Annotated in this window: 20 protein-coding genes, 1 tRNA gene, 1 pseudogene and 1 riboswitch; of the genes and pseudogenes, 5 read left to right on the top strand and 17 right to left on the bottom strand. The window is 52.1% G+C overall.

Annotation, left to right across the window (positions count from 1 at the left end; all coding sequences use genetic code 11):
- Entirely contained in the window at positions 1-405 is a 405-nt protein-coding gene (locus tag IPG22_17985; GenBank protein MBK6590176.1) for a hypothetical protein, read from the bottom strand.
- Positions 406-599: 194 nt separating this feature from the next.
- Positions 600-1,184 (bottom strand): DUF2846 domain-containing protein, encoded by a 585-nt coding sequence (locus IPG22_17980; GenBank protein MBK6590175.1) that lies wholly within the window; start codon positions 1,182-1,184, stop codon positions 600-602.
- Positions 1,185-1,439: 255 nt separating this feature from the next.
- Here IPG22_17980 and IPG22_17975 point away from each other — a divergent pair, with 255 nt between their 5' ends.
- Complete coding sequence (locus IPG22_17975) at positions 1,440-3,692, top strand: hypothetical protein (GenBank protein MBK6590174.1); 2,253 nt, start codon at positions 1,440-1,442, stop codon at positions 3,690-3,692.
- Positions 3,693-3,781: 89 nt separating this feature from the next.
- Here the strand turns inward: IPG22_17975 and IPG22_17970 are convergent, their stop codons facing one another.
- The 13 genes and pseudogenes from IPG22_17970 to IPG22_17910 form a co-directional block, all read right to left on the bottom strand.
- Entirely contained in the window at positions 3,782-5,152 is a 1,371-nt protein-coding gene (locus tag IPG22_17970; GenBank protein MBK6590173.1) for a DUF5009 domain-containing protein, read from the bottom strand.
- A 109-nt stretch (positions 5,153-5,261) separates the two neighbouring features.
- The gene (gene bstA, locus IPG22_17965) at positions 5,262-5,789 is read right to left on the bottom strand and encodes a bacillithiol transferase BstA (GenBank protein ID MBK6590172.1); all 528 of its coding nucleotides are present in this window, start codon (positions 5,787-5,789) and stop codon (positions 5,262-5,264) included.
- Positions 5,790-5,905: 116 nt separating this feature from the next.
- Entirely contained in the window at positions 5,906-7,207 is a 1,302-nt protein-coding gene (dnaB, locus tag IPG22_17960) for a replicative DNA helicase (protein MBK6590171.1), read from the bottom strand.
- Between the two features lie 223 nt (positions 7,208-7,430).
- A pseudogene (gene nhaA / locus IPG22_17955) lies at positions 7,431-8,430 on the bottom strand (Na+/H+ antiporter NhaA).
- A 143-nt stretch (positions 8,431-8,573) separates the two neighbouring features.
- Positions 8,574-9,098, bottom strand: coding sequence for a 50S ribosomal protein L9 (locus tag IPG22_17950; protein MBK6590170.1), 525 nt, complete (start codon positions 9,096-9,098; stop codon positions 8,574-8,576).
- 146 nt (positions 9,099-9,244) lie between these two features.
- Positions 9,245-9,529, bottom strand: coding sequence for a 30S ribosomal protein S18 (locus IPG22_17945; protein MBK6590169.1), 285 nt, complete (start codon positions 9,527-9,529; stop codon positions 9,245-9,247).
- Between the two features lie 135 nt (positions 9,530-9,664).
- Positions 9,665-10,069, bottom strand: coding sequence for a 30S ribosomal protein S6 (gene rpsF, locus IPG22_17940; protein MBK6590168.1), 405 nt, complete (start codon positions 10,067-10,069; stop codon positions 9,665-9,667).
- A gap of 111 nt (positions 10,070-10,180) precedes the next feature.
- The gene (locus IPG22_17935; GenBank protein ID MBK6590167.1) at positions 10,181-10,759 is read right to left on the bottom strand and encodes an aminoacyl-tRNA hydrolase; all 579 of its coding nucleotides are present in this window, start codon (positions 10,757-10,759) and stop codon (positions 10,181-10,183) included.
- A gap of 24 nt (positions 10,760-10,783) precedes the next feature.
- Positions 10,784-11,425 (bottom strand): 50S ribosomal protein L25, encoded by a 642-nt coding sequence (locus tag IPG22_17930; GenBank protein ID MBK6590166.1) that lies wholly within the window; start codon positions 11,423-11,425, stop codon positions 10,784-10,786.
- Between the two features lie 82 nt (positions 11,426-11,507).
- A complete protein-coding gene (locus tag IPG22_17925; GenBank protein MBK6590165.1) occupies positions 11,508-12,464 on the bottom strand; it encodes a ribose-phosphate pyrophosphokinase in 957 nt (318 codons plus the stop codon).
- A gap of 134 nt (positions 12,465-12,598) precedes the next feature.
- Positions 12,599-12,673, bottom strand: a tRNA-Gln gene (locus IPG22_17920).
- 33 nt (positions 12,674-12,706) lie between these two features.
- Entirely contained in the window at positions 12,707-13,591 is an 885-nt protein-coding gene (gene ispE, locus IPG22_17915) for a 4-(cytidine 5'-diphospho)-2-C-methyl-D-erythritol kinase (GenBank protein MBK6590164.1), read from the bottom strand.
- 114 nt (positions 13,592-13,705) lie between these two features.
- Positions 13,706-14,317, bottom strand: coding sequence for a CAP domain-containing protein (locus IPG22_17910; GenBank protein MBK6590163.1), 612 nt, complete (start codon positions 14,315-14,317; stop codon positions 13,706-13,708).
- 12 nt (positions 14,318-14,329) lie between these two features.
- Positions 14,330-14,408: riboswitch (cyclic di-GMP riboswitch) on the bottom strand.
- Between the two features lie 265 nt (positions 14,409-14,673).
- On the opposite strand from IPG22_17910, the gene IPG22_17905 reads away from it, so the two are divergent.
- The 3 genes from IPG22_17905 to IPG22_17895 all read left to right on the top strand — a co-directional run bounded on the left by IPG22_17905 (position 14,674) and on the right by IPG22_17895 (position 18,401).
- A complete protein-coding gene (locus IPG22_17905) occupies positions 14,674-15,213 on the top strand; it encodes a hypothetical protein (protein MBK6590162.1) in 540 nt (179 codons plus the stop codon).
- Between the two features lie 139 nt (positions 15,214-15,352).
- Positions 15,353-15,775 carry a MerR family DNA-binding protein gene (locus IPG22_17900; protein MBK6590161.1) on the top strand — a complete coding sequence of 141 codons (423 nt, stop codon included), beginning with the start codon at positions 15,353-15,355 and terminating at the stop codon, positions 15,773-15,775.
- Positions 15,776-15,824: 49 nt separating this feature from the next.
- Positions 15,825-18,401 (top strand): heavy metal translocating P-type ATPase, encoded by a 2,577-nt coding sequence (locus tag IPG22_17895; GenBank protein MBK6590160.1) that lies wholly within the window; start codon positions 15,825-15,827, stop codon positions 18,399-18,401.
- A gap of 12 nt (positions 18,402-18,413) precedes the next feature.
- On the opposite strand, the gene IPG22_17890 is transcribed toward IPG22_17895, so the two are convergent.
- Positions 18,414-18,965 carry an ATP-binding protein gene (locus IPG22_17890; GenBank protein MBK6590159.1) on the bottom strand — a complete coding sequence of 184 codons (552 nt, stop codon included), beginning with the start codon at positions 18,963-18,965 and terminating at the stop codon, positions 18,414-18,416.
- 169 nt (positions 18,966-19,134) lie between these two features.
- Here IPG22_17890 and IPG22_17885 point away from each other — a divergent pair, with 169 nt between their 5' ends.
- Positions 19,135-20,148 carry an isoaspartyl peptidase/L-asparaginase gene (locus tag IPG22_17885; GenBank protein MBK6590158.1) on the top strand — a complete coding sequence of 338 codons (1,014 nt, stop codon included), beginning with the start codon at positions 19,135-19,137 and terminating at the stop codon, positions 20,146-20,148.
- A 65-nt stretch (positions 20,149-20,213) separates the two neighbouring features.
- On the opposite strand, the gene cphA is transcribed toward IPG22_17885, so the two are convergent.
- Complete coding sequence (cphA, locus tag IPG22_17880) at positions 20,214-22,862, bottom strand: cyanophycin synthetase (protein ID MBK6590157.1); 2,649 nt, start codon at positions 22,860-22,862, stop codon at positions 20,214-20,216.
- Positions 22,863-22,891: the final 29 nt, after the last annotated feature.

Below are 22,891 nucleotides of genomic sequence, written 5' to 3'. Positions count from 1 at the left end.
CTAGTAAGCCAGCTTTCTCGCCAGCAGCGTGACCGGAAGATAAAGCCCGATCGTCGCGACCATCAGCCAGACCGGCTGGCCCGGGAAAAGCACGAAGAAATTAACCATCGCTCCCAGGATCAAAAATACGGCGACGACCAGCGGCATCGCGAAACCCCGATTCTCGCGGCGACTCATGTTCGATGCGATGTAGCTGCCAAAAAATCCGCCGAGGACCGAACCGATCAACAGCGTCATGTAAAACGGCAGAGGCTGCGAGCTAAAGTACGCCGTGATCTCGTTCCGGGTCATAAATTCGAGCGCACTGCCAGTGGGCCAGCCGCCGATGGCGATCAATTTGTCGATCACGATTATTGCCCACGCCGTCACCAACCCTGCTGCCAATGCCAAGATATTCCGCTTCATATGTAGCCTCCTTTAGAAAAATGGATTTTGCTTTCAGGTTTAGGTTTACGCCTGGTTATTGGAAATGTCAAGATTTCGAAGAAAACCGCGCAACAAAAAAGCTAGATGATAAGAATCTAGTCCATAACATATTATTGGTGGGTTGCCGTAAAGAGTTCGGTAAGTACTAGGGCAAACTCTTACTCCTCGAAGAACTAATTCTTTGGTTTAGAAACCATTACAAAAACACGAGATTTATCCTTTATCCACTTCTCTTCGAGTGGCTCCATATTTGCGACTTCTAAAGTTCCCTGTTCGTAGGGAACAAACTCCATTTCACCCCTCGCTTTCCAAAAGCCAGGTTTATACGTAACGCGAAAAAAATAACGTCGCCCAGCTTTCATGTCAATTGCCGCCCCCGAAAATCCCTTGTTGACGTATATTTTGTGTTTACCCGGATCAAACTTAAGAATAAAGAATTTCCCATCATCAATTCGAGCAACTTCCTTGTCGTCGTCTATAAAAACCGACGGCTGCAGGTTACGGGTCGAAAACTCCTTTCTTCGATAAATATATACGACCGCTTGGTTCTCGCCGGGGATAATATTCTCATCGCCAGCTATCGCTTGGGTAGACTTTCCTAATGGGTTCTCAACAACTGCCAAAATAACAGCATCAGCAACACCCGCGTCTTTTAGTTCTTTTAGTTTTTCCGTCGATGTATCATATTTCCCCGCACTGCTTTTAATCTTGGCTATAATGACCTCCGCAGATAACCCCGCCTTGGTCAGGGCTAGCAAATCAGAGTTTGTTAATATCTGATCCTGAGTAAATGCTCCTATGGTAAAGCAACAAATCAAAACCGAACAGCGAAGGAAAATGCGTAATATATTCATGAGAGTGCGAAAACTGAAGCTAAAGTATAGCCTACATCTCGATTTTTTACATCCTTATTCAGAGCTTCTTGAACTTGTGCAAAAAGCAACCAATCCGCGCGTTCAATACATCTGTAAGGTTAAGTTTTAACCAGATTCTCCAAATAAGGACTTAGAAAAATGAAGAAATTGATCGTTCTCCTGTTGGTATTAGTGTGTCCGCTGAGCGGGTTTATGCAAGTAGCTCGTAATAAACGGGTTACGGCGATTCCGGAAACAAAACGCCCGGCTGAGGCGGCGAATCAGCTGCCGATTCGGCGGGTTATTTTGTACTCGAATGGCGTGGCGTACATCGAGCGTCGCGGGTTTGTATCGGGAAATGCCGAGGTCAATCTGTCGTTCAAACAGTCGCAGGTCGATGATGTTTTGAAATCAATGGTTGTGCTCGACCTCGGTCAGGGCAAGATCGGGGCGGTCAGTTATAATTCGTCGGCGCCGATCTCGTCGCGGATGGCGGAGATACCGTTTTCGGTCAGTCCGGTTTCGGGCGATGGCGGCGGGATCTCGTCGGTGCTGTCGCAATTGCAGGGTGCCAAGGTCGTCGTCGCCTCAACCAAGGGCACCGCGACCGGTTCGATCCTGACGATCGAACGCAAGACCATCAAGACCGATAAGGAAACGCAGATAACGAGCGTGCTGGTGATCGCTTCGGAAAGCGGCGAAATATCGAGCTTTGACCTCGCGGACGTCAAAAGCGTGAAGCTGATCGAGGACGGAACGCGGCGTGACATTAACGAATTTGCCAACGCAACGGCTTCGGCCCGGCGGCTCGATGCCAAGACGATCACGGTCACATCGCAGGGCACGGGGCAACGCGAAATGGTCGTCTCGTACACCATAGCCGCCCCGATCTGGAAAACCACCTATCGCGTTGTCCTCGACGCCGAAGGCAAACCGTTCTTCCAGGGCTGGGCGATCGTCGACAACGTGAGTGAAGAGGATTGGACGGGCGTGCAGATGTCGCTCGTCTCAGGCTCGCCGATCTCTTTCATCCAGAATTTGCAAAAGCCTTTTTATCGATATCGTCCGGTGATCCCAACACCGTCTGATCTACAATTGCAGCCACAGATCTATGAGCCGCAGAGCGGAATGGGCAGCGGCAGTGGCAGTGGCAGAGGTGCAGCAAATACAGCTGACGCAAGTGTTGGCAATGCAATTACGGCGCGGCAGATCCAGCAACTGCCGCTAAACGGCCGAAGTTTTCAAAGTCAATTGATGATGACGCCCGGGACCCAGAGTAATGTTTCTATTGATGGCGCAAGCGGTGCGGAAAATACCTACCTTGTGGACGGTCAGGAAACAACCAATTTCCGATCCGGTATTTTGGCACTCAGCCAAACCAGGGTTAGCGATGCTCTGATAAGCGCGAATTCCGGCATCTCCGCCGCAGCAAGCGGTTCGGAGATCGGCGATCTTTTCGAATACCGCATCGAGCAGCCCGTGACAGTCAACCGAAACCGTTCGGCACTGATCCCGATCGTCCAGACAAAGATGGACGGCGAGCGGGTTGCGGTCTATAACGAATCGGTTCGGACGGATCGCCCGTTCAGCGGCGTTTTGCTCAAGAATACGACAAATCTCACGCTCGAGAGCGGCAGCCTGACGGTATTGGACGGCAACGCTTACGCCGGCGAAGCTTTGATGGAACGTCTGAAGCCAAAAGAACAGCGGCTCGTCTCGTTCGCTCTCGACCTTGGCACAAATGTCGTAGTCAGAAACGAAGGAAACCGCGAGCCCGCGAAATTGATCAAGGCGGTCAACGGTGTTCTGCAGGTTCATTATTTCCAGGGCGAGCAGAAAACCTACGAGATCACGAACCAGACCGACCGCAAAAAGACCGTCTATATCGAATACCCGATACGCAACGGCTGGGAGCTGTCTGAAGATTCGCCTAAACCGGATTATACGACGCAGCGATATTATCGATTTCGCGTCGAGCTTGGTGCCTTTGAGGACAAGAAGCTGAAGATCGCGGTCCGTCAGCCTTTGATGGACAGCTATCAGTTGGCAAATCTGCAAAAAACGGACCTCATTCTCTTCGTCAATCGCAGATATATCGACGAAGCTACGCGTGCCCGGTTAGAGAAGATCATCGACATCCGTTCCCAGATCGCCGAGATCGACCGCCGGCTCGCCACCTTTGACGATGAGGTCGAAAAGATCGAAGCCGACCAAAAGCGGCTCCGCGAAAACATCGAGGCTCTCGCCAAAACCCCCGAAGCCAAAACCCTGATCGCCCGCTACATCGCAAAAGCCGGAGAACAGGAAACGCGGCTCGAGGAGATGGAAAAAGAACGAAAATCACTCGCCGCTCAGAAAGACCAACTCGCGGCTCAACAGGCAACGGAGATACGGAATTTCGAGATAAAGTAGGAGGAAAGTAACCACGAAATAACACGAAAAAGCACTAAAAAGGAAATCCTTATTTAGTGTTTTTTCGTGTGTTTTAGTGGTTACTATTCTTAAACTCTTACAAAGATCTTCCTTCGATACAGCAGCCACATTAGAAATAGCCACAGCAGGATAAAGCTGATCGCGAAGGCGAGCGAGGCGTCGATGGGGTTGAAGATGGGGTTGAAGATGTGGATCATCACCCATTTTTGGGCGGAGATCAGCGTACCTTCGGGGCCGGTGACGCGGTAGCCGGCGTGCATGCGGGCCCAGAAGCCGGAGAAGATGAACAGCGGCATGGCGTTCACGCCAAACACAACGAACGGCCACGCCCAGCGTTTGTAGCCTTTGATATCGATCAGCCAATAGCAGCAGCCGAGCACCAGCAAAGCGAGTCCGGTCGTCGCCAGCACGTACGAACTCGTCCACAAAGCCTTGTTCATCGGGAAATAGCTGTTCCAGATCAGGCCGAGAGCGAGGAGCGTGGTGCCGAAGAAGAAGATGCCGGCGACCTTGTTCAATAAAGAATATTGAATATCGAATATCGAATGGCTTAGATCCTGTGATTCTTTATTCGTTATTCGAGATTCAATATTTGATGTCAGCCACGTTCCGGTTAGCACGCCCGAGATCGTTGTCACGATCGCGGGGATCGTCGAGAGAATCCCCTCCGGATCGTAAACCTTGCCGCCTCGCCAGATGTGATTTTCCGTGAGGATGAGTCGGTCGAGCCAGGCGGCGAGGTTGCAGGCTTTGTCGGCGAGGCTCGTGACTTCGCAGCCCGGAACCGGGATAGTCGTCATTATCAGCCAATAGCCAAGCAGCAGAGCGATGCCGATCGCGACTTGCTGTTTCCAGCTTGTGTACAAAAAAATGATCGCGGTGATCAGATAGCAAACCGAGATCCGCTGCAGCACGCCGAAGATGCGGAGCGTGCCATAATTGTACGGAACGACGTTATAACCCGCGAGATTCATCCCCGCGATGCCGAGCAAACCGACGACGAATAATGCCCCCGCAACCTTGAAATTCCTGAGCAAAAGAAAGAAAAGCGATGCAACGAATGCCAGCCAAACCAATAACTTTATCGGGTCAGGAGCATCGGTGGCCTGGAATTGGAAAAACGGAATTATGGAAAGTGCTGCCCCAAGCAGGTAGATCGAGGCGGCCCGGGTGAAAATTCTGCGTAAAGTGCCTTTTGCGGCAGGTGCCCCGTCACTTTCGCTCGCGATTCTGACCTTACCCAGGCTGATCGCGATCGAAACACCGACAATGAACAAAAAGAACGGAAAGATCCAGTCCGTCGGCGTCAGTCCATGCCACTCCGCGTGATCAAGCGGCCAATACACCGGCGAACCGCCCGGATTGTTAACCAAAACCATCCCCGCGATCGTCATTCCACGGAATACGTCGAGGGATACAAGGCGTTCAGAATTAGCCATAAGCAAATTTTTGCCCGCGAATAACGCGAATAGAACGAATAATAATAATAAATCATCCGTATTCTATTTTATTCGTGCTTATTCGCGTAATTCGCGGGCAAAGAAAATCCTACCAACCCTCTCGTTCACGCAAATGCGTGATGTGTGCGGTGTGATGCCTTGAATGCCAGTCGTATAGAGCAAGCGCACCTTCGAGCGGCCAGACGCCGGTTTCGGGGTGGATGAAGGTTTTCTTGAAATCTTCGTCCGACATCGATTCGAGCAGAGCGGCCCAGCGGGTGTGGATCGCTTCGATCATTTTGAGCGAAACATCGACGGGGATCTTGCTGTCCCCTAGCTCGGCCCAACGCTCTTCGAAATAAGGCTTGATCGTCGGCGGCTCATCTTCGGTGAGAGCGAGTTTGAAACGGATCAGTGAATTCGCATGGCTGTCCGCGATGTGATGGACCGTCTGGCGAACCGTCCAGCCGCCGGGGCGATATGGTGTATCGAGTTGTTCGTCGGTAAGACCTGAAACTGCTGCGGTGACCGCATACGGTAACTTCTTGATCGTCTCGAGCCGCTGTTGGCGGGCTTCGGGGGTGGTTTCGTAGTTTAGGTCGAATTTACCGATCGGGTAGCTTAAGTCTGTACTCATAGAATTCTCCTGTCAGAACCGGGAGCGATAGCGACTGGGTTCTTCGTTGCTTAGGATTTCTCAATACCGAGCGTCCGGGAACCCAGTCGCTATCGCTCCCGGTTCTGACCCGGCAACTAGCCGCCAAAATAATTCTCGAACCTTGTAAATTCCTTCAAAAACGCCATCTTGACCGTGCCGGTCGGGCCGTTACGTTGTTTGGCGATGATGAGTTCGGCGAGGCCTTTGTTTTCTTCGGTTTCTTTGTAATAGTCCTCGCGATAGATGAAGCCGACGACGTCGGCGTCTTGTTCGATACTTCCCGATTCGCGGAGGTCGGACATCAGCGGGATCGGCGGATTTCTTGATTCCGCAGCACGCGAAAGCTGCGAGAGTGCAACTACCGGAACGTCCAGTTCCTTTGCCAGACCTTTCAGCTCACGTGAGATCTGCGAAACTTCTTGCTGGCGATTCTCACTGCGTCGGCCGGAACCGCCACCCATGAGCTGGAGATAGTCGATCACGATCAGATCCAGCTTTTTTTCCTCGGCGGCCAGGCGGCGGCATTTTGCACGGATCTCGAGCGAGGAAATGCCCGGCGTGTCGTCGATGAATATCTTTGCATCGGACAAGGTACCGATCGCGTTGGCGAGGCGTTCCCACTCATTAGACATCAGATGGCCGGTGCGAAAGCGGTGCGCGTTGATGTGAGCCTCGGACGAGAGCATACGTGTGACGAGCTGTTCCTTCGACATTTCAAGCGAGAATACGGCAACTACCGCTCGCGAATACAAAGCCGCGTTCTGCGCAAGCGTCAGACAAAATGCCGTCTTCCCCATCGAAGGCCGAGCCGCGATGATCACAAGATCTGTCCGCTGCAGTCCCGAGGTCATTTCATCCAGCTCACGAAAACCAGTGGAAAGCCCAGTAATTCCAGTTCCTTCTCCCTTTGCATACTCACGAACTCGTGCCAAAACGCGATCGGCAACCGGAGCGATCCTCGAAAAGCTCTGATTCGTCCGTGCTTCAGCAAGCGCAAAGATCGCCTGTTCTGCACGATCCAGAATGATCTCGGCGTCTTCTTCCTCAGCAAGGGCTTCGCTCGTGATCGAGTTGCAGGTTCGGATCAGGGTGCGGACGACGGATTTATCGTGAACGACCTTAATGTATTCCGAGAGATCAGAGAAATGCGGCAGCCCGAAGGTAAGATTCGTGATGACCGTGATGCCGCCGATCGAATCGAGCGAGCCTTCTTTCTTTAGCTCTTCGCCGATCAGGATCGGGTCGATCTGCTTCTGCTTTTCAAACAAAGCGATCATCGCCGCAAACACACGGCGATTAAGCGGCGAGTAAAAATCCTCAGGTTTCAGGCTCTCCACCGTCTGCGCGATCAGGGAATTATCGAGCAAGATCGCCCCCAGAATAACGCTCGCTGTCATCACTGCTCGGCAGCGGCTTCTCGAGGTACTGCTCTCGTCGGTTGTCTGGAAAAACACTCGCCATCAGTTAAAATGCTCCGGTAAATCGTGAAATACCGGCAACATTAGGATATGTCGGATCCGGAAAAAAAAGAGACCGCAAAAGTGATTTGCAGTCTCTAATGATACTCGGTTCGCAGCTCTACTGACAAAGAAACTGTGACGAATTTTTCGTTCGATCTCGTTAAGAAACGGTGGCCGGGACATCTTCCTCTTCAAAATCCATCGCATCCATATCCTCATCAAACGCTTCGGGTTTACCGAAGAGTTTTAGGTAGATAAAACCGATCGTTCCGGCTGTCATCGAGGCAAGGAGGATCGCCATTTTTGAGCCGTTGATCTCGACAGGATTCGTGGCAAACGCTAGGTTTGTGATGAATATAAACAGGAAGTATGAAAAAAGCGACCGGTTTGTGCAGAAAGCTCTCCAGCCGGTGCGAAGGCGAGGTTTCGTCGTCCTCCTTCATCGAGAACGGGATCGCAAATCCCAGCAGTACACCGGCAATCGTGGCGTGAACTCCCGACTTTAGCATCAAATACCACATCAAAACGCCGCCGATCAGATATGGAATAAGCGAGACGACCCTGAGATAACGGTTCAAAACAACGAGAAAGGCCCAAACGAGCAGTGAGCAAGCAAGATATATCGCGGAAAGTTTCGCCGTGTAGAAGATCGCGATCACAATGATAGCCCCGAGGTCATCCATGACCGCAAGGGCTGTTAAGAAAACCTTGAGCGACGCCGGAACGCGGCTGCCGAGCAGAGCCAAGACACCGAGGGCAAAGGCAATGTCCGTTGCCATCGGAATGCCGATCCCGGCTTGTGTATCAGTGCCGTAATTGAAAAAGAGGTGGATCAAGGCCGGAACCGCGATGCCGCCCGCAGCCGCAAAGATCGGAAGCAGTGCATTCTTGATGCTCGAGAGTTCGCCGTTGTAGAATTCGCGTTCGAGTTCGAGCCCGATGAGCAGAAAAAAGATCGCCATCAGCCCATCGTTCACCCAATGCTCGACGCTCATCCCGCCAATGTAGCTATGCCAAAACGCGAGATACGACGGGCCGACCATGGAATTTGCCAGGATCAGCGAGACGACGGTACAAACGATCAAAATGATCCCGCCCGCCTTTTCGGAAGCGAAGAAGGCTTGGAATGATCGTGATAATTTACGTTGAACGACGCTCATAGTTGGATGTTTTCCGTGTTGCTCCGCGTGATCCGTGGTTGATTTTCCCTAAACAATTAAACCACGGAACGCACGGGAAACACAGAAAAACCCGGAACGGTGATCCGTCCCAGGTTAATTTCTTTTTCGTCGGACGTGATCGACTAAGCTTCTTCGGTTGGAGCGACAGCCTGTTCAACAGGTGCCGGTGCTTCTGTTTTCGGAGCTTCCTCGCCGCCTTCAGCGATGACCGAGACTGGAACAGCCAGCGTTACTTCGCGGTGAAGTTTCACGTTGACGGTGAAATCGCCCGTGTCTTTGATCGCGTCTTTGAGGACGATCTTGCGGCGGTCGATCTCGTAACCTTTGGCCTTGAGAGCCTCGGCGACGTCCATCGAGGTTACCGAACCAAAAAGATGGCCGTGTTCACCGACCTTGCGTTCGAAGGTAAGCTTGATGGTTTCCATCTGCTCTTTCTGAGCCTCGGCGGTCGCTTTTTCGATCGCTGCTTTCTTCAGTAGAGCGGCTCGTTCCTGTTCGATCTGTTTGATATTGCCTTTGGTCGCAAGCGTTCCAAATCCCTGCGGCAGCAGGTAGTTGCGGGCATAACCGGCCTTGACCTTAACGATCTCGCCGCGTCCGCCGACATGCTCGATGTCCTCGCGTAATAGTATTGTTGTGTTTGCCATAATAGTAGTTGTAAGTGGTCGGTGGTCAGTGTTCAGACTTCCTACCGAGCTTTCTAATCCGCTGAGCAGGTCATTAGCCCGTCGCCCGAAGTCTGAGGATCTTGTAACCCTACTGACCACTGACCACTGACCTCTGACCACTCGTCCTAGTCCGCAACGAATGGCAAAATAGCCATCGAGCGGGCGCGTTTGATCGCTTTGGCGATGCGGCGCTGGTCTTTTGCTGAAATTCCCGAGATGCGTCTCGGCATGATCTTGCCGCGTTCCGGCACGAACTGCCTGAGAAGATCCACGTCTTTCCAGTCAAGATAATCGGGCACGATCTGACGCGGCCGGCGGCGCTGATAGCGACGCGGGCGATCGCCGATGACGTCTTCTCCGACGCCAAGGTCATTTCTGTCGTTCAATAATTCCAAATCATTATCTGCCATAAATACTCCCGTTTTAGTGAAAAGTTGATAGTTAAAAGTGAATAGTTAAGAGCGTTTTTCGGCGAACCGTCGCTGTTTTCTATCATTTTCCTAACTTTTCACTTTTCACTTTTCACTATTAACTTTTAACTATTCTTACGCTTCTGCCGGTGCGTCTGCAGCAGCTTCAGCGGCTGCAGTGCGGAATGATGCACGTTTCGCCGAGCGGGCTTCGCGTTTTGCACGTACCTTGTCAGCTTTTTTGCGGTCTTCGTCAACTCGGACCGTGATGAAACGCAGGATCAGATCGTTGACACGCATGCGGCGTTCGAGTTCGAGAATCTCCTGGCCCGTGCCGTCGACCTCGAAAAGGACGTAATGTCCCTGATTCTTTTTCTGGATCGGATAGGCAAGATTGCGAATGCCGATATCGTCCATACGAACGACCGTGCCGCCTTCCTTCTCGATCAATTTACCGACAGCTTCGTTCAGCTTGACGATCTTTTCGCCTTCCGTGTCCGGATTGACGATATACATTACTTCGTACGTTCTAAGTGCCATAATTGCTCCTTTCGGTCGCAGTGAACAGTGAATAGTTAAAGTTAACAGTTAAAAGCCGCTTCCGGCCGTCGCTATCCTCACTACTTTTCACTCTTAACTATTCACTTTTAACTATTCCCTATTCACTCCATTAAATCTTCCCATCGCCGCGTCAACACCTTCTTTAACGATGGTTTGGACCGCGTCGGCGGATTCGTCCAATATCTTTTCAAGCGTTTCGGCGTCGCCCTTGGCGAAATTTTCCAAAACGAATTTTGCTGCGTCCCTGATCGGATGCTCGGGCTGTATGCCAATACGCAGTCTAATAAAATCCTGCGTTTTCAAACAATCTATGATCGACCTCAGGCCGTTTTGCCCGCCGTGACTTCCCTTCGAACGAATTCGCATCGTTCCGAATGGAAGAGCGAGATCGTCTGAAATGACCACGAGCCGTTCGATCGATCTGCCGCCCTTGGCGAGCAGACCGCTCACTGCCTCACCGCTCAAATTCATATACGTCTGCGGTTTGACGAGTTCAACTACCTGATTGTCAATTTCGGCCCGCCCGACGAGTGCCCGGCATTCGTTGCGTGCAACTCGCGTTTGCAGCCTCGAAGCTAGCCGATCGACGAGCATGAACCCAAGGTTGTGCCGCGTCTTTGCGTATTCCGGGCCCGGATTTCCAAGCCCGACTATCAGCCAATTACTCATACCGAAACGCAGGCTGCGTAAAGCTTATTCGCCGCCTTCAGCAGGTGTTTCGCCCGTAACTTCAGGTTCTGCACCGGCTTCGAGTTGCGGTTCGAGGTCGCTCGCGTTGATCGAAACGATCGACGCCACGACAGCATCGCCACTTTCCTGTATCTCGATGCCCTTTCCGACCTTGAGGTCAGAAACGTGCAGTGAGTGTCCTGCGTCCAGATCCGAAACGTCAACGTCGATCGAATCAGGCGTGTTTGCCGGTTCGCACAAAACCTTGATCTCGCGGATCGCCTGTGAGAGAACAGCACCTTCGACCTCGAGGCCCTTTGCGTGGCCGATGAGGTGAACCGGAACGGTCATTTCGATCTTTTCGCCCTTCGAAAAGCGTCGAAGATCGGCGTGGATCATACGGCCGTGGACCGCATGGATCTGACGATCCTGGAAAATAACGTCATTGATGCCTTCGCCCTCGATATCGAGCGAGAAAACGGTGTTAACACCGCTGTCCGTACGAATGATCGCTGCGAGGTCTGCGAGCGACGCGGTTGCTGCAAGGCTTTCCGATCCGCCGCCATAGACGACGACCGGGATCTTGCCGGCGACACGCAGCCGACGGTTCTCATTCTTGCCGCGTGTTTCACGCTTTTCTGCTTTTACTAAAATTTTATCAGCCATAATTCCTCAGTTGTCGGTTGTCGGTTGTCGGTTGTCAGCGGCGGCTTTATCCGACAACTGACAACTGACAACTGACAACTTCTCAAATAAACAACGACGACACACTAGTCTCGTCATGGATCGATCTGATCGCCGAAGCCAGAAGCCCGGCGACGCTCAAAACTTCGATCTGGCCGGATTCGACCAGCTTTTGTGCACCTGCACTTGTCGGTATCGTGTTCGTGACGATCACCTTTCTCAAATGCGAATTCGAAATATTCTCGACCGCGTTTCCGCTCAAAACCCCATGCGTAAAACACGCCGAGATCTCGTTCGCTCCTGCTTTATGCAAAGCCTCGGCCACCTTACATATAGTGCCGCCGGTGTCGCACATATCGTCTATTATCAAACAATTTTTGCCGCGAACATCACCGACGATATTCATTACATCGGCCTCATTGGCACGCTCACGACGTTTGTCGCAGAGAGCGAGGCCTGCGTTCAACCGCTTTGCATAAGCTCTCGCACGTTCCGCACCGCCGGTATCGGGTGCTACCACGATCAGATTTTCGATCGGGTTGCGATTGAAATATTCGACCACGACCGGAGCGGCGTAAAGGTGATCGACCGGAATATCAAAAAACCCTTGTATCTGCGAAGCGTGCAGATCAATTGTCAAAACTCGCTGAGCACCAGCCTTGGTGATGATATTTGAAACCATCTTCGCCGAGATCGGGACACGCGGACGATCTTTTTTATCCGACCTCGCGTAACCAAAATACGGAATGACCGCCGTTACTCTCTCTGCCGAAGCTCTGACGAATGCATCGAGCATGATCAGCAGCTCCATCAGATGCGTGTCGCTCGGCGGGCACGTTGGCTGCATGATGAAGACATCATGGCCGCGAACATTCTCGCCGATCTGGAAATTGAATTCCCCATCCGAGAAACGATTCGCAACCGCCTTGCCAAGCTCGATACCCAAATGCCCGCAAACCTCTTCGGCAAGGGCCGGGTGGGCATTACCCGCAAAGACTTTGATTTTCCCGTTGACGCTCATCTTGATTTTGGATCTCGGATTTTGGATTTTGGATTCCAGATCCAGGACAAAAATCCAAGATCCAAAATCGGCAATCTAAAATCAAAAAACGGACTACCTCAAAACAAGAGACAGTCCGTTCTTAAAATCGAAATTGGCTGGGGCGGGAGGACTCGAACCTACGAATGCCGGATCCAAAGACCGGTGCCTTACCACTTGGCTACGCCCCAATGCGAATTTTCTTTCTTAGACGCGGAAGCAACCTATAGCCCGAGAGCCTCGCGGTATTTATTCCGCGAAACGGTTGCTACAGCAAACTTTCGCCAGGTCGACTCAGGGTCGAGGGCTTTTATAGCAGTTTGCCGTGTCTCTATATTGTCAAAAATTGCGAAGACCGAAGCCCCGCTGCCGCTCATCGCGGCATTTACTGCGCCGAGTTCAAGCAAGGTCTCTTTGACCCGCCGAACCTCAGGAAAGTCAGCGAAAACGCTGGCTTCAAAATCGTTTATCAAGGCCGAGCGATGCAAACTGAGCGATGCTGCTTCGGTGCGGCAAACAGAAAGAATATGCTTGAGCTCCGCATTTGTCAAGGTCGCGGCCCCCAATCTGCGGAATGCATCCTTAGTCGAAACGCTCACATTCGGCGTAACGATCAGCAGGCAAGGCTCAATGATATCATCCAGCTGCTCCAAAAGCTCACCGCGTCCAGACCCAACGGCCGATCCGCCAAACAAGAAGAAAGGAACATCCGACCCAAGAATCGCCGCGATCGGCATCAGTTCGTCGAAAGAAACATCAAGTTCCCAAAGCTTTGCAAGCCCAACCAGAGCCACCGCCGCATTAGAGGAACCACCGCCAAGCCCGCCAGGCGACGGGATCCGCTTCTCCAAATGGATCGCCGCACCTTTATTAATGCCAAATTTATTCCGAAGAGAATTCCCCGCCTGCACAATCAAATTCCGCTCATCGATCGGCACGTTTCCGTCATCGCAAGTCATTTCCAAATTCTCGGACTCAGCGAAATGCAGCGTATCGCTCAACGAAACCGTCTGAAACACGGTAAACAACTCATGAAACCAATCGCCACGCTTCCCCAAAACACGAAGCGTCCAGTTGATCTTGGCAAAGGATGGCAGAGAAAACGACATTCCGACTTGGAAGTTAGCACAAGGAAGTGGAAGAAGTAACCACGAAAAACACGAAAAGACACGAAACGTCGACCGTTATTCGTGTCTTTTCGTATTTTTTAGTGGTTACCCTTCTTATTTCCTGACCAAAAATACCTGGGTAAAATAGACTGAGCCGTCCGCAGCCTTTGCGACGCCGACAGCTGATTCTTTCCACGTCGGATCCAGCATATTCCGTCTGTGGGTGGGCGAATCTAGCCACAGCTCGACGGCTTTGCCTACCGGGTCCTGAAAACCGCGATTGAACGCAATATTCTCGCCGATCGAACGCCATCTGCCGATCTTGAGCTGGTCGGCACGGTCGCTGACTAGCTTGTTGTCCAGGCCGCGGTGTGAGAAGAACTTGAATTCCGCCATATTCTGCGAATGCAGACGGGCGACGGCGGCGAGTTCGTCGCTCCAGACGAGCGGTGCGAGGCCCATTTCGACGCGTTTTTGGTTGATCATGCCAAAAGCAGCCTGCTCCGCTGCTGCCATGTTCACGATCACCGAGGCTTTTACACCAGCGGCTTTCTTTTTATCGTCGTCATTCTCGTCGTCGCTCTCGAGCAAGCCCAGCGGGTCAGCCATTTCGCTACCGGTGGTCAGCTTGATCGCGGTTTGAGCTTGGAAATTATTTGATTGGGCGGACAAAAAGCTCGCCGACGCGGCGAACAGGCCCAGGAACAGGAAGAGTTTTTTTAACATTAGATTCCTCACTTCGGCAGCCGGACGACACTATTTTTACTGAGGTTCCTGGCTTTGCGTATGCTCTCGCGGGCACTTGCCTTTTCGGTTAAGGTGACAAAACAAAAAAGTTTTGTCTGGTTAAACAAATTGTGAATTCTTAAACTCTTCCACAAAAAAAATAAAATTATTGCAGTACCGTATTTTCGGCTTGGCTCCCGCAATTCTCAGCTAAAAAAAAGATTTTTTTCGTCTGTGCGCTAGAGTACTAAGCCTTCTGTGGCCTCGTGACACTCTGAACATGGCAAATAAGATCGAAAAATACGTATGCGATATATTTGCCGTGATCAAACGAGACCGTTCAGAAGGAGTCAGCAATGAAAAATCGAATTCAGACGACAGCAGGTTTGTTAATTATCATTCTCTCGTGCATTTTCGGGCTATCGGCACAGGAAAGCTCAAAAATGAAAATGAAAGGAATGATGGACGAGATGCATAATGCCCCGCATCACAAGATGATGATGGCATATCAACAAAGCGTTTTGACATTTGCCAAGGCCATTCGCGATACGTCGAAAGGTGGTAAGGTAGCCGATATTAGCCTCACAAAGATCGCATTTGACGAAATTAAACGCTCGATCGCTCAAGGTGAGGAAGTTCACATAATTCACGTGGCAGGGATGAGCCCGGAAATGCGAACCAAAATGGAACCGATGATGGCAATGATGAAACCGAAAATGGATGCAGATAAAGCCATGATGAAGTCACACATCGACGCACTTGATCTGGCCATTAATGGCAGTTCTCCAGATGCGGCGGCGATCCACAAACACGCGATGGAGTTGGTAATGCAGCTTGAGAAAATGGGAATGCCGGCAAAGAAAAAAATGAAAATGGCAGGCAAGCAATCAATGTAACCAGAAATCGGCGTAGTTAAGGCACGTTCACGACGCTAAATGTGTCGGGCAGATCCTTTTGGTGACCGTACGACGGAGCTATATAATCGTAAGCCCAAGGATTAGACTTAAGCAAAAAGGTCTATTTTTGAAGCCCGTTATGATAACTGCGAGTATACTAGCCAAAAAAGCCAACGTCCCCCTATTCACGGTCCGCTATTACACGCGGATCGGCTTGCTAAAACCGTCGCGCGATCTGCGCAACGGCTACAAGATCTACAAACCTGCGGACGCCGAGAGGCTGCGTTTTATCTCGGCAGCTAAGGAACTCGGTTTTACACTTGCCGAGATAGAAGAGATACTCGGCCACGCCGCGCATGGAGACTCGCCCTGCCCGATGGTACGGGATGTAGTGGAAAAACGGATCGAGGAAAACAAGGAAAAGATCCGCCAATTGAAACGTCTGCAAACGCGGCTCGAATCGGCGGCGAAGATGTGGAGCACGATGAAAAATTCCGAGCCCGACGGGCATTCCGTCTGCCTTTTGATCGAATCTTTTACGGAAGTCGAAGAAAGCGCTTGACCTGATACTTACTCATAGGTTGTAGACTAGTTTCGGAGGAACGAAACGCATGAAAAACGACGACCCCATAAAAACAACGCCCATTCAGATCGGGAGAAGCTCGACCCCAGTGCCCACAACATTTACAGACCCCGTCTGCAAAATGCTCGTCACGGCTGAATCTGCTGCCGCGAGTTATGTTCACGAAGGAACACAATACTATTTCTGCAATCCGGGATGTAAGGAAAAATTTATCGCCGAGCCCGACAAATACCTTTCTGGCTCGACCAAAACTGTCCCCGGATCGTGTTGCGGTACAAAAGACGCAACAGCCGAACACCATTTTGACCCCAACCCGGCCGTGCAGCTCTCGGCGATAGATCCTGTTTGTGGAATGACAGTTGATCCGGGGACTGCCGCCGGATCGAACATACACGACGGAAAGACCTATCATTTCTGCTCTACAGGTTGTCTTGCTAAATTCAAGGCCGATCCAACAAAATTTCTTGATCCGCAGCCCTCAGCTGAACAATCGCTGGACGTTGAATACACCTGTCCAATGCATCCGGAAATTGTCCAGATCGGTCCGGGTTCGTGTCCTAAATGCGGTATGGCCTTGGAACCGAAAGAGGTCTCGCTGGACGATCGTCCTGATCCGGAATTCGTGGATATGAAACGCCGCTTCTGGATCTCAGCCGTTCTGACACTGCCGGTCTTTCTGCTCGCGATGGGTGAGATGTTTCCGGCGTTTCATTCGGTCATATCGCCTAAGGTCTCGATCTGGATACAGTTCGTCCTCGCAACGCCTGTCGTCCTGTGGGGAGGACTTCCCTTTTTCGAACGCGGGGTTCAGTCGATCAAAAACCTTAGTCCAAACATGTTCACGCTCATCGGCATCGGCACGGGAGCGTCGTATTTACTGAGCCTGGCGGCATTGTTCTTTTCAGATCTGTTTCCGGCGGCAATGAGAGACAGCCACACGGGAATGGTGCCTGGATATTTCGAGTCAGCGGCTGTGATAACAACCCTGGTGCTGCTTGGACAGGTTTTAGAACTGCGAGCCAGGTCGCAAACCTCATCGGCGATCAAGGAACTGCTCCGCCTCGCACCTGAGACCGCAACCGTCGTCCGCCACGACGGCAGTGAGGAAACGATCGACCTAAAACACGTCCACGCCGGACATGTCCTGCGTGTCAAAGCAAATGAAAAGATCCCGACCGACGGTGAAATAATCGAAGGCGAGACCTCGATCGACGAATCGATGGTCACCGGCGAATCTATCCCGGTCGAAAAATCCGCCGGCAGCAAAGTCATCGGCGGCACGATCAACGGAAACCGATCATTCCTGATGCGTGCGGAAAAGGTGGGCGGAGACACGCTGCTCGCCCAGATCGTCCGCATGGTCGGTGAAGCCCAGCGCAGCCGAGCACCGATCCAGCGTTTAGCTGATGTGGTTTCTGCCTATTTCGTCCCCGCGGTTATCGTCGCAGCGATCATCGCGTTTGCCGTATGGTTCTTCTTGGGCAGCCTTTCCTACGCGATCGTGGCGGCAGTTTCCGTACTGATAATCGCCTGCCCGTGTGCTCTCGGCCTCGCGACTCCGATGTCGATCATGGTCGGCACGGGACATGGCGCGAAAAACGGCGTTCTCGTGAAAAAAGCCGAGGCCCTGGAAACGCTTGAAAAAGTAAACGTAATAGTTGTCGATAAAACCGGAACGCTTACTTCCGGCAAACCGACGGTAACGAATATCATCGCAACCGACGGCGTCAGCGAGAAGGATCTTCTATCAGCCGCTGCTACGCTCGAAAGCCTGAGCGAACATCCGCTCGCGTCAGCGATAGTTGCTGCGGCGAAAGAACGCGGAATCCAGCTCGAGACCGCGACCGATTTTCAATCGGTTACTGGGCAAGGTTTGGAGGGGATTGTTCGCGGGCAAATGATCAAGATCGGCGGCGATGGGATAATCCCGGCCGGAAAAGCGAATGCGGATCTTCTCGATCGATCCGCAAAATTAAGATTTGAGGGCCAGATCGTTGTCTTTGTAACCATTGACGGCCTTCCCGCCGGCCTGATCTCAGTCACCGATCCGATAAAAGCATCGGCCAAAGCCGCCATCGCCGAACTGCATCGTCAAAATATCGAGGTCGTTATGATGACCGGCGACAATCGCACGACCGCCCTCGGCGTCGCAAAACAGCTTGGGATCGAGCCAGATCAGGTGATCGCCGGAGTCATGCCGCAGGACAAGGCCGCCAAGGTCAAAGAGCTCCAATCACGAGGCAAGATCGTCGCAATGGCCGGTGATGGTGTCAACGACGCTCCCGCTTTGGCACAGGCGGATGTCGGTATCGCATTCGCCAGCGGAACCGATGTCGCGATCGAGTCCGCTGACATCACACTTCTCCGCCCCGACCTCGACGGCATCCTAAAGGCCCGAAACCTCAGCCGTGGGACGATGAGAAACATAAGGCAAAATCTCTTCTTCGCATTTATTTATAATATCGTCGGGGTTCCGATCGCTGCCGGCATTCTGTTCCCGGTCTTTGGGATACTTCTCTCGCCGATGATCGCGAGCGCGGCTATGACATTCAGTTCGGTTTCGGTCATATCGAACGCGTTGAGGCTTAGGCGGGCAAAACTTTGAAACTAGATCGGGTTAAAGCCTCGCGAGGATAAAGTCAACCCTTTTTTCCAGAGGCAAGACCGGAACATGAACGACCGGAAATGGAAGAGACTCATAAACCGCGGAAATTATTTTATGCAGCTTTTTCTGCGCCGCCGGATCCTCGTGCCGGGCGTAGTCGGCAACCAATGGGAGGTAATCGAGGATGAAGATCTTCTTATAATCTACGACCGCCATCATCTTGGTAAGCACTTCGTCCTCCGGGATATTCAGGAAACGATAATATGCCCGTGCATCCGGTATGGCCCGATCAAGAAAGACCAATTCGCTCGGAGACAGCGTGCTTTCCTGTTCGATCTGCATATCCAGGACCTTGAGCTGGAATTCGGCCTGGTGCTTTCGGATCTCCTTCACGGTCTTGCCGCTTGCAAGCTGCGTGTCAATATAGTGCCGTGCGTCCTCGATGGTTGTCTTGTAACCGCGTTCAGCGAGCAGGTTGACCACGGTCGTTTTTCCCGAGCACGGTCCGCCAGTGATCACATACCAGTTTGTAAGCCCGGGCCGGCGGCCTAGATTATTGCTCATCTTTTTACTTTTTTTCTTACGATAGACAGCCCAATGGATTTACCAATTGATGTTGAAGAATAGTTCGCCCCTCGGAACAGTGTCAAGGTATCTTAAAAACTAACAACAGCTGCTCGCACCTAACATTAATTTTCCGGCTGACAGTCTGATTTCCTGTTAAGATTGCGTTATGAATAGATCGGCGATCGCGATACACGGGGGAGCGGGTACTATACTCAGAACGCAAATGACGCCCGTTCTGGAAAAGGAATATCGAGGCGGACTCGAAACGGCTCTGCGAATCGGTTGGAACATACTCGAAAAGGGCGGCAGTTCGCTCGACGCGGTCGAGGCGGCGGTCGTCTCGCTCGAGGACTTTCCACTTTTCAACGCCGGCCGCGGCTCGGTGTTCACTCACGACGGCGAACAGGAAATGGACGCGTCGATAATGGACGGCCGGAGATTAAAGGCCGGCTGTGTAGCCTTCGTCAAAAATATCAAGAATCCGGTCCACCTCGCCCGCCTGGTTATGGAACGAACCGAACACGTCCTGCTCGCTGGTGACGGTGCAAACCAATTCGCCGAGCAGCACCACGTTGAAACTGCGCCGGATGAGTACTTTTTCACCGAACACAGGTGGCTGCAGTTGCAGGAGGCGATCGCCGCCGGCCGCGTGCAGCTCGATCACGCTGGTGAAGATGGGGACAAGAGGACTGGCGGAGAAGAGGAGTCAGAACCTGGGTCGATAGCAAGTGCATCTTCCGACAATCCAAAATCCAAGATCCAAAATCCAAAATCGCTTGGCACAGTCGGCGCCGTCGCATGTGACCAAAGCGGCAGCCTCGCCGCCGCCACATCAACCGGCGGCATGACCAACAAAAAATTCGGCCGCGTCGGCGACACCGCCATCATCGGGGCCGGAACATACGCAGACGAAACCTGTGCCGTCTCATGCACCGGCCACGGCGAATACTTTATGCTCGCCTCGACCGCCCACGACGTTGCCGCTCGGATAAAGTATAAAGGTTTGAGCCTGGAGGATGCTGCCCGCGGGGCGATCGAACGCCTAACCCAAATAAATGGCGAAGGCGGCCTGATCGCGGTTGATTCATTCGGCAACGTGACGCTGCCGTTTAATTCAGACGGCATGTATCGAGGAGCAATTCAGCAGGACGGACAGCTTACAGTCTCGATATATAAATAGTCGGTAAACATTCAGGCGGTTCAAAAAGAACCGCCTGAATTAGACTCAAAGTTCGCCTTACACCGTTAAGCTGGTGGTTCGGCTAATTTATCGTTTACCATATCCCGATACTCCTGAACGTACTTGATATCATCCGGCACCCTGTCGGCGAGTGTTACGACGAGTTCGCCCTTGCGTCCGTATTTGATCGCATGGTGTATAGCGGCTCGGCCGTCAGGAATAATTCGAACTGTCGGCGTGTTTGCACTTTGGGCGATCCCTTCCTGTAACAGTGTGTGAAGTTCGTCCGGTGTGCGGCCGCGTAGGTAGTTACCTGTACGGATCACGACGCGGTCAAAATTGTCAGCCGCGATCTTGCCAAATTCGCGGATATCATCGTCGCGGCGGTCGCCCGTTCCGTTCAAAACGACTGTGCGATATTTGTTAGGCAGTTTCGAGATAAAGTTTGTTAACCCTATGAGCCCAGCGGGGTTATGGGCATAGTCCATTAGAACCGTGACATCACCAACCTCGACGAAATTAAGGCGTCCCGGCGTCTGCGCCGTTCCCGCGTTGAATGTCGTTAGCCCGGTCCTAAGATCTTCGAGTGAGACTCCGTGGACAAAACACGCGAGCGTCGCCGCCAGAACATTCTGCACCATGAACTCAGCTCTTCCGCCATAGGTCAACGGGATATTAACTGCCCGCTCAATGCGAACTTTCCATTTCCCTTTTAGGATCGTGATGTAGCCGTTCTCGTAAACGCAAGAGATGCGGCCGCGTTCGGCTCGCCGCTGAATAACGGGGTTGTTTTCATCCATCGAGAAGCAGACGACCTTTCCATCCACCAGCTCCTTCATTTTGTAGACCAGCGGATCCTCGGCATTCAGGACGGCGAACCCCTTTTTTGAAACGGAGCGAGGAACAACGGATTTGACTCGAGCAAGATCCTCAAGCGTATTAACGTCCTTTAGGCCGAGATGATCGGCTGCGACATTCATCACGACGCCGATGTCACAATAATCGAATCCGAGGCCGGAACGAATAATACCGCCCCGTGCCGTTTCGAGCACCGCTACGTCAACCGTTGGGTCCTTTAAGACAAGCTGAGCGGAAACCGGTCCGGTGTTGTCGCCGGCAACGATCTGCTGATTTCCAATATAGGTTCCGTCCGTCGTTGTAAATCCAACCGTACGTCCGCTATTTTTCAAAATGTGAGCGATGAGTCGTGTCGTGGTTGTTTTGCCGTTCGTTCCGGTGATCGCAAAGATCGGGATGCGGGCCGGCGTTCCCGGCGGGAAGAGCATGTCGATCACGTGTTCTGCCACGTTGCGGCCGATCCCTTCGCTTGGGCTCAGGTGCATTCGAAATCCTGGAGCGGCATTGACCTCGATGATCCCGCCGCCATTTTCGCGAAGCGGTTCGCTCACATTGGGAGCGATAACATCAACACCTGCAACATCTAGCCCGATTATCTTCGCAATTCGCTCGAAGAGGAAAACGTTCTCTGGATGAACTTCGTCGGTGCGGTCGATCGCGGTTCCGCCGGTCGAGATATTCGCAGTTGTCTTCAGCAGTAGACGTTCGCCCTCGTTAAGGACCGTATCGAGCTCATAACCGGCCTTTTTGATGCACCGCAGCGTCTGGTTATCAATATCGATCTGCGTCAAAACATTCTCATGCCCATAGCCGCGACGCGGGTCTTCGTTGGTTTTATCGATCAACTGCTGGATCGTGAATTTCCCGTCACCAATAACATGAGCCGGAACCCGTTCAGCTACCGCGATAAGGCGATTATTCACGACCAAGGCACGAAAATCCTCACCGATAAGCTGCTTCTCTACAATGATATAACGCGAGTATTCTTTAGCTTTTTCGAAGGCGATCTTGGCATCTTCAAGTGATTTGATACCTACCGTCGCACCTTTTCCATGATTACCATCAAGCGGTTTAATTACAATAGGATAGCCGACGTCACTTATAGTATCTTCTAGGTCTTCGATATCCCGGATCCGGAAGCCTTTAGGCACGGGAACGCCCATGTCGCCGAGCAGCTTTTTGGTAGCGTGCTTATTACCCGCGATGTCGACCGAGATCATGTTTGTATTGACGGTGGTCGTCGCCTGAATTCGCTTCTGATAGACACCATAACCGAGTTGAACCAGTGACTGATCGTTCAGGCGAATGAACGGGATGTCTCGATGGTCAGCTTCCTCAACCAGCGAACCGGTCGACGGGCCGAACCGAACATTCTCGCGGATCTCGCGCATCTCCTGAATGGCTTTTGCAATTCCCTCCTTGATCTCAGCTAGGTCTTTGCCTTCCGCAAGATCGAGCCAAAGGCGAACCGCCGTACGTCCGGCAAAGCGGCCTACCTCTTCCTCAAGGTAACTGTAAACGACGTTGTATATCCCCTTCTCGTCCGTCTCACGCGTTCGGCCGTAACCGGTATCCATTCCCGCGAGTGTTTGCATTTCCAAAGCAAAATGCTCGATCGCGTGGCCCGCCCAGGTTCCCTCTTCGACGCGTTTTAAAAATCCGCCTTCTTCGCCGTAGCTGCAGCCGTGCGAAAAGAGCGATGGCAAAACCTCCATCATTCTGCCGTAAAAACCGTCGATCTTATTCGTCGGTTTTTCCTCATAATCCCCGATGTCGAGGCGCATGATAATGAGCTTTTTCCAATAACCGCTCCAATAATTAGGGCCGCGAAGTGTACGAATTTCGAGTATTTCCATAGAATTTGTCATCGCTGAAGGCTGAAACG

The sequence above is a fragment of the Acidobacteriota bacterium genome (genome assembly GCA_016703965.1).
Lineage (GTDB): Bacteria > Acidobacteriota > Blastocatellia > Pyrinomonadales > Pyrinomonadaceae > OLB17.
This window is presented reverse-complemented; position numbering and strand designations above follow the sequence as displayed.